At 65.1% G+C, this 14,374-nt stretch carries 16 protein-coding genes; 13 read left to right on the top strand and 3 right to left on the bottom strand.

All coding sequences use genetic code 11. The annotated features are described in order from the left end of the window. The first annotated feature begins 9 nt into the window (after positions 1-9). Entirely contained in the window at positions 10-816 is an 807-nt protein-coding gene (locus A9W99_RS03000) for a class I SAM-dependent methyltransferase (protein ID WP_067373559.1), read from the top strand. Between the two features lie 165 nt (positions 817-981). After that, positions 982-1,362: a DUF427 domain-containing protein gene (locus tag A9W99_RS02995; RefSeq protein WP_067373113.1), complete on the top strand. Its 381-nt coding sequence runs from the start codon at positions 982-984 to the stop codon at positions 1,360-1,362. Here A9W99_RS02995 and A9W99_RS02990 read toward each other — a convergent pair. Then, positions 1,359-1,712: a nuclear transport factor 2 family protein gene (locus tag A9W99_RS02990; protein WP_253869559.1), complete on the bottom strand. Its 354-nt coding sequence runs from the start codon at positions 1,710-1,712 to the stop codon at positions 1,359-1,361. The genes A9W99_RS02995 and A9W99_RS02990 overlap by 4 nt on opposite strands. Positions 1,713-1,809: 97 nt before the next feature. On the opposite strand from A9W99_RS02990, the gene A9W99_RS02985 reads away from it, so the two are divergent. From A9W99_RS02985 to A9W99_RS02955, 7 genes are all read left to right on the top strand, one after another. Further along, positions 1,810-2,721, top strand: coding sequence for a DNA-3-methyladenine glycosylase (locus A9W99_RS02985; RefSeq protein ID WP_067373107.1), 912 nt, complete (start codon positions 1,810-1,812; stop codon positions 2,719-2,721). A 77-nt stretch (positions 2,722-2,798) separates the two neighbouring features. Further along, positions 2,799-3,356, top strand: coding sequence for a Dps family protein (locus A9W99_RS02980; protein ID WP_067373104.1), 558 nt, complete (start codon positions 2,799-2,801; stop codon positions 3,354-3,356). 229 nt (positions 3,357-3,585) lie between these two features. Continuing rightward, positions 3,586-4,572: a pirin family protein gene (locus A9W99_RS02975; protein WP_067373556.1), complete on the top strand. Its 987-nt coding sequence runs from the start codon at positions 3,586-3,588 to the stop codon at positions 4,570-4,572. A gap of 52 nt (positions 4,573-4,624) precedes the next feature. After that, positions 4,625-5,260: a TetR/AcrR family transcriptional regulator gene (locus tag A9W99_RS02970; RefSeq protein ID WP_067373101.1), complete on the top strand. Its 636-nt coding sequence runs from the start codon at positions 4,625-4,627 to the stop codon at positions 5,258-5,260. A 108-nt stretch (positions 5,261-5,368) separates the two neighbouring features. Further along, positions 5,369-6,310 carry a class I SAM-dependent methyltransferase gene (locus tag A9W99_RS02965; RefSeq protein ID WP_067373098.1) on the top strand — a complete coding sequence of 314 codons (942 nt, stop codon included), beginning with the start codon at positions 5,369-5,371 and terminating at the stop codon, positions 6,308-6,310. A 130-nt stretch (positions 6,311-6,440) separates the two neighbouring features. After that, the gene (locus A9W99_RS02960) at positions 6,441-7,898 is read left to right on the top strand and encodes an aldehyde dehydrogenase family protein (protein WP_067373095.1); all 1,458 of its coding nucleotides are present in this window, start codon (positions 6,441-6,443) and stop codon (positions 7,896-7,898) included. An 81-nt stretch (positions 7,899-7,979) separates the two neighbouring features. Continuing rightward, the gene (locus A9W99_RS02955; protein WP_067373092.1) at positions 7,980-8,840 is read left to right on the top strand and encodes an SDR family NAD(P)-dependent oxidoreductase; all 861 of its coding nucleotides are present in this window, start codon (positions 7,980-7,982) and stop codon (positions 8,838-8,840) included. Positions 8,841-8,843: 3 nt separating this feature from the next. Here A9W99_RS02955 and A9W99_RS02950 read toward each other — a convergent pair whose 3' ends face one another. Then, positions 8,844-9,653 carry a tyrosine-protein phosphatase gene (locus A9W99_RS02950; protein WP_067373089.1) on the bottom strand — a complete coding sequence of 270 codons (810 nt, stop codon included), beginning with the start codon at positions 9,651-9,653 and terminating at the stop codon, positions 8,844-8,846. Between the two features lies 1 nt (position 9,654). Next, a complete protein-coding gene (locus A9W99_RS02945; protein ID WP_172828799.1) occupies positions 9,655-10,866 on the bottom strand; it encodes an acyl-CoA dehydrogenase family protein in 1,212 nt (403 codons plus the stop codon). Between the two features lie 120 nt (positions 10,867-10,986). Between A9W99_RS02945 and A9W99_RS02940 the strand changes: the two genes are divergently transcribed. The 4 genes from A9W99_RS02940 to A9W99_RS02925 all read left to right on the top strand — a co-directional run bounded on the left by A9W99_RS02940 (position 10,987) and on the right by A9W99_RS02925 (position 14,371). Further along, the gene (locus A9W99_RS02940; RefSeq protein ID WP_067373084.1) at positions 10,987-11,451 is read left to right on the top strand and encodes a nuclear transport factor 2 family protein; all 465 of its coding nucleotides are present in this window, start codon (positions 10,987-10,989) and stop codon (positions 11,449-11,451) included. A 78-nt stretch (positions 11,452-11,529) separates the two neighbouring features. Beyond that, the gene (locus A9W99_RS02935) at positions 11,530-12,618 is read left to right on the top strand and encodes a Re/Si-specific NAD(P)(+) transhydrogenase subunit alpha (RefSeq protein WP_067373081.1); all 1,089 of its coding nucleotides are present in this window, start codon (positions 11,530-11,532) and stop codon (positions 12,616-12,618) included. Positions 12,619-12,626: 8 nt separating this feature from the next. Beyond that, a complete protein-coding gene (locus A9W99_RS02930; protein WP_067373553.1) occupies positions 12,627-12,950 on the top strand; it encodes an NAD(P) transhydrogenase subunit alpha in 324 nt (107 codons plus the stop codon). Further along, positions 12,947-14,371: an NAD(P)(+) transhydrogenase (Re/Si-specific) subunit beta gene (locus tag A9W99_RS02925; protein WP_067373079.1), complete on the top strand. Its 1,425-nt coding sequence runs from the start codon at positions 12,947-12,949 to the stop codon at positions 14,369-14,371. The genes A9W99_RS02930 and A9W99_RS02925 overlap by 4 nt, the downstream gene beginning before the upstream one ends. Positions 14,372-14,374: the final 3 nt, after the last annotated feature.

The raw sequence follows: 14,374 nt of genomic DNA, 5'->3' as shown, positions 1-14,374 counted from the left end.
GTGGAACGCATTCAGGTTGTCCTCGAAGGACCGCCCCAGACGATGCTCGCGACGCTGTACGCCAAGGCGCTCGATGCCGATGCCAAGAATCCCATTCTGGCCGATGAGTACGCGAAAACCGCTGTCGCACGGATCGATTACGACTGGGCTAAGACGACGATCACCCCGCGGCGGGCACCATCGGTGGCGGTCCGCACCGCCCATTTCGACAACTGGGCGCGCCAGTTCCTGGCCGTGCACGACGAGGCGGTGGTGCTCCACGTTGGTTGCGGCCTGGACGCTCGCGTGTATCGGCTGAACCCCGGTCCGGGCGTGCGATGGTATGACATCGACTACCCCGACGTCATCGGGTTGCGTCAGCGGGTATATCCCGAGCGACGTGACTATCAGATGTTGCCGGCATCGGTTACAGACCTGTCCTGGCTCTCCGAGGTACCGGCTGATCGCCCTACCCTGTTTCTCGCCGAGGGCCTGACGATGTACCTGACTAAGGACGACGGGCTTGCGTTGTTCCGCCGAGTGGTTGACCAATTCCCTTGCGGGGAACTGCAATTCGACTCGTTTAACACGTGGGGGATTCGCACGCAGGTGATCAACGGCGTGGTCCGGCGCTCGGGTTCGACGTTGCACTGGCCGATCGACCGACCTGCTGACATCCTCGACGCCGTTGCCGGTGTTCGGCTGTTGGCGTGGGAATCGGTATTCGACAGCGACACGTTCGATCTGGTGTCTCCGGCGGTTCGGTGGTTGGGCAGGGCCATGGCAATGGTGCCTGCCTTGCGGATGATGGCGCAGTATCACCGTTATGCGTTCTGACGGGAATGCCGGACGTCCGGTCGCGTTGAACCTAGTCTGGCGACGATGCGGGCCTTTTAGGCCCGAGGAGGAGCCGGACAATCGAACCTAGTCAGGCAACGATTCGGGCCGTTCCGACCAGAGGAGAGCGGGACAATCCAACCCAGTCAACGAGAGAGGTGAGGCATGAGCCATCCGGAAATCAAAGTGCCCAGTGCGGGCCATCCAATCATCATCGAGCCGACCAACGGCCGGGTCACGGTTCGTGTCAACGGCGAGGTGGTTGCCGACAGCATCTCGGCGCTGGTGCTGCGAGAGGCCACTTTGCCTGCGGTGCAATACATTCCGTTAGCCGACGTGGTACAGGAGCGGCTGACCCGCACGGACACCAGCACCTATTGTCCTTTCAAGGGCGAAGCCAGTTACTACAGTGTGACCACCTCGGGCGGCGACACCGTCGACGATGTCATCTGGACTTACGAGCAGCCGTATCCGGCGGTGGCGGCGATTGCCGGGCACGTCGCTTTCTACCCTGACAAAGCCGAAATCAGCGTCGTCGCAGACTAACCCAGCTCGGGAAACACTGCCGCGAGCGCTCGGGTGTCACTGTATTCCCGCATCGACACGATCAGACCGTCGCGGGTCTCGAAGATGCAAACCATCGGGCTCTCGTAGTGGATGCCGTCGATGCTGACGCCCTCGACCTGCGCCTCGATGACCACCGTCTCGCCCTCGTTGACGCAGCGCAGCAGCTCGATCTTGATCTCGAGTCTCTGCATGCGCCGGCCGGTCGCCTGACGAAAAGTCGCCTTGTCGAATGACACCCCGGTGACGAGACTCCAGCAGGTGAAGTCATCGCTGAGCAGCCCGAAGCCCTCGTCCAGATCCCCGCCCTCGCACACGCTCTGCAGGAACATCCAGGCCAGTTCGGCCTGCGGGTCATCGAACGGTGTCGTCACATCGCAATATTGTCTTGGCCGACTGTTGCCGGTCAATCGAAATGGAGCCATTGGAGTGCAGAGCGCGCGCACCGTCACGTTCGCGGGAGCGGCCAGCTTCGGGCATACGTTGGCGCCGCTGCGCCGCGGTCCCCGCGATCCATGCTTTCAGCTGCCCGGTGACGGCACTATCTGGCGGACCAGCTTGTTGCCCAGCGGGCCCGTCGCAGCGCGGATCAGCCGCGCGGCACCCAATGCCGCCCACTGCGAGGCGTGGGGTGGTGGAGCCGAGGAATTCCTGGAGACCGTGCCCGCGTTGCTGGGTGTCGACGACGACGCCTCGGATTTCGTGCCGCGGGAGCCGACGGTCGCGGCCGCGCACCGGCGGGTGCCCCACCTGCGGCTCGGCCGCACCGGTCGGGTGCTGGAAGCTCTCGTTCCGGCGGTGATCGAACAGCGGGTGCCGGGCGCCGACGCGTTCCGGTCATGGCGGGTGCTGGTGACCAAATACGGAACGCCCGCGCCGGGTCCGGCGCCGGCGGGAATGCGGGTCCCACCCTCGGCTGACGTGTGGCGAACCATTCCGTCGTGGGAGTTCCATCGCGCCAACGTGGACCCCGGACGCGCGCAGACCGTGGTGAGCTGTGCACGTCGCGCGTCATCACTGGAACGCCTGGTGTCATGGCCGGCCGAGCAAGCTCGCGCCGCGTTGCAGTCAATGCCAGGCGTCGGGGCGTGGACCGCGGCCGAGACCGCGCAGCGGGCGTTCGGCGACGCCGACGCTGTGTCGGTGGGCGATTACCACATTCCGAAGATGATCGGCTGGACGCTGCTGGGCCGTCCCGTTGACGACGTCGTGATGCTCGAACTGCTGGAGCCGATGCGACCGCATCGCCACCGGGTGGTGCGGTTGCTCGAAGTCAGTGGTCTGGCCTACGAACCGCGGCGTGGCGCCCGATTACCGGTGCAGCACATCCACTCGCTTTAGTGCGCGTCGTTGTTTCTGCTTTCGTCCATCGGGTAACCCGTCGGGAGACGTGACCGTATCCGAATTCAGGAGAATCGATGGCGCAGTTCACCATTCCGGGATTGACCGATAAGCAGGGAGCGCAGCTCGCGGAACTACTGCAGAAGCAGCTGAGCACATACAACGATCTACATCTCACGCTGAAGCACATTCACTGGAACGTGGTGGGTCCGAACTTCATCGGTGTGCACGAGATGATCGACCCGCAAGTCGAGGCGGTGCGCGGGTACGCCGACGAGGTCGCCGAGCGGATAGCCGCGCTGGGCGCGTCGCCCCAGGGCACCCCCGGCGCGATCATCAAGGATCGTGCTTGGGACGACTATTCCGTCGGCCGTGACACAGTGGAGGCTCATCTGGCCGCGCTGGACCTGGTCTACACCGGGGTCATCGAAGACATTCGCAAGGCGATCGAGGAGACCGAGGAACTCGATCCGGTCACGCAGGACATCCTGATCGACCACGCCGGGCATCTGGAGCAGTTCCAATGGTTCGTCCGCGCGCATCTGGAAAGCGCCGGCGGAAAATTGGCCCATGCCGGCAAGTCCACCGAGCGCAGTGCTGCGAAGACCGCTAAGACCGCGCGACGCAGGTCATAGCCGGTCGGCGTAAACACTGTCACATCCGTCACTCTGGTACCAAGCACGGAACCATTTGACGATCCTGGAATGCGCTATCGCGGGTGATATATCAAGTTCTAAGGTCGCCTAGCCCCCATCCTGGGGGACTGATGTGGCTGATGTGTTTCCACGCGGGGTTCTAGAGGCCTCTGGGAATAATCGGACTGCGGTCCGGTTATACCGGTAACTCTAGGAATGGAAGATGGATATGCCTGCAGTTGCCGCCAACACCCTGACATTGCCGAAGGTCGGCGATCCCGGCCCCGCCGACACCGAGCGGCCGGTGCGATCCGTGACGACCGGACCGCGAGGCTACGAGGGCGAGGGCTTCCCGGTCGTCCGGGCATTCGCCGGAGTCAGCGCCGCCGCACTGGACCCGTTTGTGCACATGGACCAGATGGGCGAGGTGGAGTACGAGCCGGGGGAGCCGCGGGGCACCGACTGGCATCCACACCGTGGCTTCGAAACCGTGACCTACATGATCGACGGGAAGTTCGCACACCAGGACTCCCACGGCGGGGGCGGATTGATCACCGACGGCGCAACGCAGTGGATGACCGCCGGTTCGGGGATCCTGCACATCGAGACTCCGCCCGCCGAACTGGTCGAAAGCGGCGGCGTCTTCCACGGCATTCAGCTCTGGGTCAACCTCCCCAAGGCGGATAAGTTCGCGACCCCGCGATATCAGGCGATCGAGGGCAACGACGTCAAGCTGCTCTCGTCCGGCGACGGCGGAGCCTTGATACGCGTCATCGCAGGTGAGATCGACGGTCATCGCGGACCCGGGATCACCCACACGCCAATCACACTGGCGCACGCCACGATTCAAAACGGGGCGCGGCTGAACATCCCGTGGCAGCGCGACTTCAACGCACTGGTTTACGTCTTGTCCGGACGCGGCCACATCGGCCCGGTCGGGCACCCGATTCGTCAGGGTCAGTTGGCAGTCCTCGGCCCCGGTGACCGGATTACCGTGGCCGCCGAGCCGACGCAGGATTCTTACCGCACGACAGCCATTGATGTGCTGATCCTGGGCGGGCAACCAATTCGGGAGCCAGTGTTTCACTACGGGCCTTTCGTGATGAATTCCCGAACAGAAGTGATCGAGGCCCTCGAGGACTACCGGGCCGGCAAATTCGGTCATGTCCCGCCGAATGCGCTGATGCCGCACCGCCGGGGTGGCACAATTCAGTAATGTCGCCTCCGGCGAGGAGTCAGTAAGTGCCGCCTCCGGCGAGGAGTCAGTAATGCCGCCTCCGGCGAGTCGCCGGCCCGGTCGTCCTCCCGCAGCCAAGGCGGACGAGACGCGAAAGCGCATCATGAACGCGGCTCGTCAGGTGTTCAGCGAGCACGGTTACGACGGCGCTACGTTCCAGGCCATCGCGGTGCGCGCCGATCTGACCCGGCCGGCGATCAACCATTACTTCTCGAGCAAGCGGGTGCTTTACCGAGAGGTGGTAAACCAAACGAACGAACTGGTCGTCAAGGCTGGAATCGACCGAGCACGTAGCGCGAACACCATGATGGGTCGGCTTTCTGCGTTTCTATCTGAAACCCTGCACGCGGAAGCCAAACTGCCGGCCACGGCGGCGTTTTTGGTCACTTCCGTAATGGAGTCGCAACGGCATCCGGAATTGAGCCGCGATGGAAATGATCCGGTGGAAATCAGCCGGGAGTTTTTGACGTGGATGGTGAACGACGCGATCGAGCGCGGCGAGCTTGTTGCCGATACCGATGTCTCGACGTTGACCGAGACGTTGCTCATGGTGCTTTGCGGCGTCGGATTCTATGCCGGATTTCTTCGCGCCCGTCATGAGATGGACGCCGTCATCCGCTCCCTGCAGGAGCTGCTCGCCGGCCAACTCTGGCGTCGTGTTACCTAAGAACTGTTGCCTAAAGCACATAGCTTACCTAACTTATTCGGGTACCATAGTCGCCAGTCGCCGGCGGGTATATCGGCTGGCTGAAACCCAACACTTGGAGCACCCACGATGAGCTCACTTCGCACCCATGACGACACCTGGGACATTAAGACCAGCGTCGGCACCACGGCGGTGATGGTGGCCGCCGCCCGAGCGGTTGAAACCGAACAGCCCGATGCCCTGATCCGCGACCCGTACGCCAAGCTGCTGGTCACCAACGCCGGCGCCGGCGTGTTGTGGGAGTCCATGCTGGACCCAGACGTCGCGGCCAAGGTTGAGGCGCTCGACGCCGAATCAGCGGCCCACCTCCAGCACATGCGCAGCTACCAGGCGGTGCGGACAAACTTCTTCGACACCTTCTTCAACGCTGCCGTCGCCGACGGGATCCGGCAGGTCGTGATCCTGGCGTCCGGCCTGGATTCGCGGGCGTACCGCCTGGACTGGCCGGCCGGCACCACCGTGTATGAGATCGACCAGCCTCAGGTGCTGGATTACAAATCCACGACGCTGGCCGAGAACGGAGTGACGCCCAAGGCCGATCGCCGTGAGGTCGCGATCGATCTGCGTCAGGACTGGCCTGCCGCCCTGCGCGGCGCGGGCTTCGACCCGGCGGCCCGCACCGCGTGGCTGGCCGAGGGACTGTTGATGTACCTGCCGGCCGAGGCCCAGGACCGGTTGTTCACTTTGGTTGGCGAGCTGAGTCCGGCGGGAAGCCGGGTCGCGGCCGAAACCGCACCCATGCACGCCGACGAGCGGCGTCAGCAGATGCGCGAGCGGTTCAAGAGGGTGGCCGAGGAGATCGGTCTGGAAGAGACCGTCGACGTCGGGGAACTGATGTATCGCGACGATCACCGGGCCGACGTCGCGGATTGGCTCAACAACCACGGCTGGCTCGCTCACGCGCAGCCCGCACCGGACGAGATGCGCCGGTTGGGCCGCTGGATCGAGAACGTCCCGTTGGCCGACGACAAGGACGCATTCTCTGACTTCGTCAGCGCCGAGCGCTTGTAGAGCGCAAGCCAGCGGCGGATCTTCCCTACTGCTCTCCCAACCGGATGGTTAGGATCGCGGTTATCACCGATGTGTGACGGCGTGGACAAGCGCGGGCACTTCCGGCGAGGTCCGAGAAGGGAAGACGACGATGACTACCGAATCGGTTACACCGAAGGCCCAGGAAGCCGAGGGCGAGGCTGCCGCCGCAAACGGTTCACCTGAAACGAGCGAGATCGCCGCGACGGTTGCTCGGCTCCGAAAGACTTTCGCCAGCGGGCGCACCCGCAACATCGAGTGGCGCAAGCAGCAGTTGCTGCAGCTGGCGAAGTTGATGGAGGAGAACGAGGACGCGATCGCCAAGGCACTCGCCGAAGACCTGGACCGCAATGCGGCTGAGGCGTTCATCGCCGACGTCGCGGGCACGGTGGCCGAAGCGAAGTACGCCGCCAAGAAGCTGCGCAAGTGGACGCGTCGCAAGTACCTGCTGCTCGAAGTCCCCCAACTGCCCGGTCGCGGTTGGATCGAGTACGAGCCCTACGGCACCGTACTGATCATCGGCGCGTGGAATTACCCGTTCTACCTGACGCTGGGCCCGGCGGTCGGGGCGATCGCCGCCGGAAATGCCGTCGTGCTCAAGCCTTCCGAAATCGCCCCGGCGTCGTCGCGGCTGATGGCCGAACTGGTGCCTCGCTATCTCGACAAGGACGCCATCGCGGTGGTCGAAGGCGACGGCATGGTGAGTCAGGAACTCATCGCGCAGGGCATGGACCGCGTCATGTTCACCGGCGGCACCGAGATCGGCCGCAAGGTCTACGAAGGCGCGGCGTCGCATTTGACGCCGGTCACCCTCGAACTCGGCGGCAAGAGCCCGGTGATCGTGGCCGCCGACGCCGACGTCGATGTCGCGGCCAAGCGCATCGCCTGGATCAAGATCATGAACGCCGGGCAGACCTGTGTGGCGCCCGACTACGTGCTGGCCGACGCGACCATTCGCGACGAGCTCGTCGAGAAGATCGGCGCCGCCCTCACCAAGTTCCGGTCCAAGGACGACCCGAGCGGGATGCGCATCGTCAACCAACGCCAGTTCGACCGCCTCAGTAGTTACATCTCGGAAGCCGAGAAAGACGGGAAAAGCAAAGTGGCCGTGGGCGGCAAGTCCGACGCGTCCAGTCTGCGCATCCAGCCGACCGTGGTCGTCGACCCCGACCCGGAGGGCCCGCTGATGAAAAACGAGATCTTCGGGCCGATCCTGCCGGTGCTCACCGTCAAATCCCTGGACGAGGCAATAGCTTTCATCAACGCGCGGGCCAAGCCGCTGTCGGCCTACGTGTTCACCAAGTCACGGGAAACCCGGGAACGGGTGATCAAGGAGGTGTCGGCGGGCGGCATGCTGGTCAACCACCTTGCGTTCCAAGTGTCGACGGCCAAGCTGCCGTTCGGCGGCGTCGGGCCGTCGGGCATGGGCGCCTACCACGGCAAGTGGGGCTTCGACGAGTTCAGCCACCGCAAGTCGGTACTGACCAAGCCGACCCGGCCGGACTTCTCGAGCATGCTCTACCCGCCGTACACCGAGCGGGCCCTCAAGCTGGCTCGTCGGCTGTTCTGACGGCAGCCCGGCCAGTTGTTCTGAGGCCGGTGCCGGCAGTCGTTTTCAAGTTCTCCGAACCCCATTCAGGAAGGAATCTTTATGCCCGGAGTGCAGGATCGTGTCGTCGTCGTCACCGGAGCCGGCGGGGGACTGGGGCGTGACTACGCCCTCACCCTCGCCCGGGAGGGCGCCAGCGTCGTCGTTAACGACCTCGGCGGGGCCCGCGACGGCACCGGCGCCGGTTCGGCCATGGCCGACCACGTCGTCGCCGAGATCCGCGATGCGGGTGGCCGGGCGGTGGCCAACTACGACAGCGTCGCCGAGGAAGACGGCGCGGCCAACATCATCAAGACCGCGCTCGACGAGTTCGGTGCGGTCCATGGTGTGGTGAGCAACGCCGGCATCCTGCGCGACGGCACCTTCCACAAGATGACGTCGGAGAACTGGGACGCGGTGCTCAAGGTGCACCTGTACGGCGGATACAACGTAATCCGGGCGGCCTGGCCGCACTTTCGGGAGCAGAGTTTCGGCCGGGTGGTGGTGGCCACCTCCACCAGCGGGTTGTTCGGCAACTTCGGTCAAACCAATTACGGCGCAGCGAAACTCGGGCTGGTCGGCCTGATCAACACGCTGGCGCTGGAGGGGGCCAAATACAACATCCACGCCAACGCCCTCGCCCCGGTCGCGGCCACCAGGATGACCGAGGACATTCTTCCGCCCGAGGCGCTGGAGAAACTCACGCCGGAGTTCGTGGCACCGGTGGTCGCCTACCTGTGCACCGAGGAATCCGACGACAACGGATCCGTCTTCGTCGTGGGTGGCGGCAAGGTGCAGCGCGTGGCCCTCTTCCAGAACCCGGGCGCCAACTTCGACAAGCCGCCGTCGGTGGCGGACGTCGCCGAGCGTTGGGCTGAGATCACCGACCTGTCGAAGGCCGAGAAGGCCGGCTTCAAGCTGTAGAGCTCAGGCGAGCAGGGCGCGGCGAAGCCGGTCGATGTCGGCTTCGCTGACGCCTGCGTCGCGCAGATAGTTGTCCAGCGATCCGTAGGACTGATCGATCGCTTCCCGCGCGGCGAGCAGGTACTCCTCGCGGACCCCAAGGACCTCGTCGGAGAGTCGGGCCTCGGTGAACTTGATTACCTCGGGGGTCAATTCGGTGTCTGAGCGTTGCCGGATCATCTCGGTGATCTGGCTGCGCAGTTGCGGTACCGCGTCGTTGCTGCGCAGGTAGTCGGCGGCAATGGCGTCCCGGTCGACGCCGATCGCTTCCAGCACCGTCGCAACCACGAAGCCGGTGCGGTCCTTGCCCGCGAAGCAGTGCGTGAGCACCGGCCGTCCGGCGGCCAGCAGCGTGATGACGCGGTGCACCGCGCGTTGGGCGCCGTTGCGGGTGGGAAAGCCGCGGTATTCGTTGGTCATGTGCCGCGCGGCGGCTTCGCCGAGCGGTTCGTCGTCAGGGCTTTCGGTCAGCAGTTTCTGGAATGCCCGCTCGTGTGGCGCTTCCTCGTCCGTCGGCTCCTTGTCGCCGAGATCGGGCAGCGGCAACAGGTGGATGTCGACAGTGTCGGGAACGCGCCCGGGGCCGCGGCGCGCAACCTCCCGGGCCGCGCGTAGGTCGGCGACGTCGGTGATGCCCAGGCGGCGCAGTGCCGCCCTGCCGTCGTCGTCGAGGCGACTCAGCTCGCTGGACCGGAACAGCCGTCCCGGACGCAGCGCCCCGGTGCTTTCCGCGACGTCGCGGAAGTTCCACGCGCCCGACAGTTCTGCGGCCATGTCAGGTGACCGCCGCGGCGAATGCCGACTTCTCCCGGCCGATCTCGGCGCGCGCGATGGAGCGCATGTGCACCTCGTCAGGACCGTCGAAGATCCGCATGGCGCGGTGCCAGCCGTACATCCGGGCCAGCGGAGTGTCGTCGCTGACCCCGGCGGCGCCATGGACCTGGATGGCGCGGTCGATGACGTCGCAGGCCACCCGCGGCGCTACCGCCTTGATCTGCGAGACCAGCAGATGGGCAGCCTTGTTGCCGTGCTGGTCGATGGTCCACGCCGCCTTCTGGCAGAGCAGCCTGGCCTGGTCGATTTCGTTGCGGGACTTGGCAATTGCCTCTCGTATCACGCCCTGTTCGGCAAGTGGGCGCCCGAACGCCACCCGGTTGGTGACGCGGTCCACCATCAGCGCCAGGGCGCGTTCGGCGCCACCGAGCGCGCGCATGCAGTGGTGGATGCGACCCGGTCCCAGCCGGGCCTGGGCGATCGCGAACCCGGCGCCTTCTTCGCCGAGCAGGTTGCTCACCGGCACCCGGACGTTGTCATAGCTGATCTCGCAATGCCCGGGCTGGTCCTGGTAACCGAAGACTGTCGTCGATCGGATGACCGTCACACCCGGGGTGTCTATCGGGACCAGCACCATCGACTGCTGTTGGTGGCTGGCCGCGTCGGGATTGGTGCGGCCCATGACGATCAGGACCTTGCAGCGCGGGTCGGCGGCACCGGACGTCCACCACTTGCGGCCGTTGATGACGTAGTCGGCGCCGTCGCGCACGATGGACGTCTCGATATTGCGGGCGTCGCTGCTGGCCACCGCGGGCTCGGTCATCGAGAAGGCGCTGCGGATCTCGCCGTTCAGCAGCGGCTCGAGCCACTGCTTGCGCTGCTCCTCGGTGGCGAAGAGGTGCAGGGTCTCCATGTTGCCGGTATCGGGCGCCGCGCAATTGAGCGCTTCGGGCGCGAGCTCGAGGCTCCAGCCGCTGAGCTCGGCCAGCGGCGCATAGTCCAGGTTGGTCAGGCCTGACTCCGCCGGCAGGAACAGGTTCCACAGGCCACGCTCTTTGGCTTTGGTCTTCAGCTCTTCGATGACCGGCGGCACGGTGTGGTCGTTCGGTCCGGCCTCTTCGCGGTAGCGGTCGTAGTCGGCTTCGGCGGGAAAGACATGCTCCGTCATGAAGTCGGACAACCGCTTGTGGTAGTCGCTGGCCTTGTCCGACATCGCGAAATCCATAACGGCCACGATAGGACACCCGCGATAACGGGTCGCGAGCAGACGCAAGAGCACCCCAAAATGGTTGATTTCAGGGGCTTTTGCGTCCGCTCGCCGTAACTTCGGGGAATGACTGACGAGGCGCGCCCGCCATTCCCGCCGTTCACGCTCGACACCGCCACCCAGAAGGTGCAGGCCGCTGAGGACGCCTGGAACACCCGCGACCCCGAGCGCGTCAGCCTGGCTTACACCTTCGACTCGCAGTGGCGAAACCGCCACGAACACATCGTCGGCCGGGCAGAGATAGTTGCCTTCCTCACCCGCAAGTGGGAGCGCGAGCTCGACTATGCATTACGCAAGAGCCTGTGGAGCTTTTCCGGCAACAGAATTGCCGTGCGCTTCCAGTACGAATGCCACGACGACGCCGGTCAGTGGTACCGCAGTTACGGCAATGAACTTTGGGAATTCACGCCCACCGGATTAATGTCACGCCGAGAAGCCAGCATCAATGACGTGCTGATCGCCGAATCCGAGCGCCGATACTTCGGGCCCCGCCGGGCAGCGGAGCACGGCCGTGAGATCCCGCTCTGGTAACGGGTCAGCCGCGCGCCCCCGGTAGGGTGGCTGAGCAATCAGACCGGGGCTGGAGTAACGAAAGAAGATGTACGCGCCATGACAGATGCGCAGACGAAGGTGGGGGTTGTCGCCGAGTCCGGACCCGACGAGCGGCGTGTAGCGCTGGTACCAAAAGCGGTCGCGTCGCTGGTCAACAGTGGTGTTGCCGTGGTAGTCGAGTCCGGCGCCGGAGAACGCGCGCTGCTGCCCGACGAGCTATACACGCAGGCCGGCGCCAGCATCGGCGACGCATGGGCGGCCGATGTGGTTGTCAAGGTCGCGCCGCCGACGGCCGAGGAGGTCGGCAAGTTGCGCAGCGGCCAGACGCTGATCGGCTTCCTGGCGCCGCGCGACGCCGAGAACTCGATCGGCGCGCTGAAGAAGGCCGGTGTGCAGGCATTTGCGCTCGAGGCCATCCCGCGGATTTCACGGGCGCAGGTGATGGACGCATTGTCGTCGCAGGCCAACGTGGCCGGATACAAGGCCGTGCTGCTCGCGGCCTCTGAATCGACCCGGTTCTTCCCGATGCTGACCACGGCCGCGGGAACGGTCAAGCCCGCCACCGTGCTGGTGCTCGGGGTCGGTGTCGCCGGCCTGCAGGCGCTGGCGACGGCCAAACGGCTGGGTGCCCGAACCACCGGCTACGACGTACGCCCCGAGGTGGCCGATCAGGTGCGCTCGGTGGGAGCGCAATGGCTAGATGTGGGTATCGAAGCGTCCGGCGAGGGCGGGTACGCACGCGAGCTGACGGAAGACGAACGCGCCCAGCAGCAGAAGGCTTTGGAAGATGCCATCAGCGGCTTCGACGTCGTGATCACGACGGCGCTGGTCCCGGGCAAGCCCGCGCCGAAGCTGGTGACCGCCGCGGCGGTGCAAGCCATGAAGCCGGGCAGCGTGGTGGTGGACCTTGCTGGGGAAACCGGCGGCAACTGCGAGCTCACCGAGCCCGGCCAGACCGTCGTCAAGCACGACGTCACCATCGCCTCGCCGTTGAACCTGCCCGCGACGATGCCCGAGCACGCCAGCGAGCTCTACAGCAAGAACATCACCGCGCTGCTGGACCTGTTGATCAAGGACGGCAAGCTGGCCCCGGACTTCGGCGACGAGGTGCTCGCGGAATCGTGTGTGACCCGAGAGGACTCCTAATGCACGGCATGTATGACGAACTGCTGTCCAACCTGGCCATCCTGGTGTTGTCCGGGTTCGTCGGGTTCGCGGTGATCTCCAAAGTGCCCAACACCCTGCACACCCCGCTGATGTCGGGGACCAACGCCATCCACGGCATCGTCGTGCTCGGCGCGCTGGTGGTGTTCGGAGAGGTGGAGCACCCGTCGCTGGCCGTACAGATCATCCTGTTCGTCGCGGTGGTGTTCGGGACCCTCAACGTCATCGGCGGGTTCATCGTCACCGACCGGATGCTGGGCATGTTCAAGGGCAAGAAGCCGGTTCCGGCCAAATCTGACGAGGTCGCCAAATGAACTACTTGGTGATCGGCCTCTACGTCATATCGTTCGCGCTGTTCATTTACGGGCTGATGGGCCTGACCGGGCCCAAGACGGCGGTGCGGGGCAACTTGATCGCCGCGGTGGGCATGGCACTGGCCGTGACGGCGACCCTGATCAAGATCCGGCACACCGATCAGAAGTGGCTGATCATCGCCGGCCTGGTGCTCGGCGTCGTGCTCGGTGTGCCGCCGGCGCGGTGGACCAAGATGACCGCCATGCCGCAGCTGGTGGCGTTCTTCAACGGCGTCGGCGGCGGAACCGTCGCGCTCATCGCGCTTGCGGAATTCATGGAAACCGACGGTTTTTCGGCCTTCCGGCACCACGAGCAGCCGACCGTGCACATCGTGGTGGCGTCGCTGTTCGCCGCGATCATCGGGTCGATCTCGTTCTGGGGATCGATAATCGCGTTCGGCAAGCTGCAGGAGATCATCTCCGGCCGGCCGATCGGCCTGGGCAAGGCGCAGCAGCCGGTCAACCTGCTGCTGTTGGCCGCCGCCATCGCGGCCGCGGTGGTAGTCGGTGTCCACGCACAGCCCGGCACCGGCGGCGCGCCGCTTTGGTGGATGATCGGGCTGCTGGCCGCTGCCGGCGTGCTGGGTCTGATGGTGGTGCTCCCGATCGGCGGCGCCGACATGCCGGTGGTCATCTCGCTGCTCAACGCGATGACCGGGTTGTCGGCCGCTGCGGCGGGACTCGCGCTGAACAACACCGCGATGATCGTGGCGGGCATGATCGTCGGCGCCTCGGGTTCGATCCTGACCAACCTGATGGCCAAGGCCATGAACCGGTCCATTCCCGCGATCGTCGCCGGCGGTTTCGGCGGAGGCGGCGTGGCCCCCAGCGGGGATGGCGGCGGCGACAAGCACGTCAAGTCCACCTCGGCCGCCGATGCCGCGATTCAGATGGCCTACGCCAACCAAGTGATCGTGGTGCCGGGCTACGGCCTGGCCGTCGCGCAGGCCCAGCATGCGGTGAAGGACCTGGCCAGCCTGCTGGAAAACAAGGGCGTGCCGGTCAAATACGCCATTCACCCCGTCGCGGGCCGGATGCCCGGGCACATGAACGTGCTACTGGCCGAGGCCGAAGTCGACTACGACGCCATGAAGGACATGGACGACATCAACGACGAGTTCGCCCGCACCGACGTCACCATCGTCATCGGCGCCAACGACGTCACCAACCCGGCGGCCCGCAACGAAGCGTCCAGCCCGATCTACGGCATGCCGATCCTCAACGTGGACAAGTCGAAATCAGTCATCGTGCTCAAAAGGTCGATGAACTCGGGATTCGCCGGCATCGACAATCCGTTGTTCTACGCCGACGGAACGACGATGCTGTTCGGAGATGCCAAGAAATCGGTGACCGAGGTGGCCGAAGAACTGAAGGCCTTATAAAAC

This window comes from Mycobacterium sp. 1164966.3, from assembly GCF_001665395.1.
In the GTDB taxonomy this organism is placed as follows: Bacteria; Actinomycetota; Actinomycetes; order Mycobacteriales; family Mycobacteriaceae; genus Mycobacterium.
The sequence above is the reverse complement of the archived record's forward strand: the minus strand, read 5'-3'. Positions and strand labels throughout refer to the sequence as shown.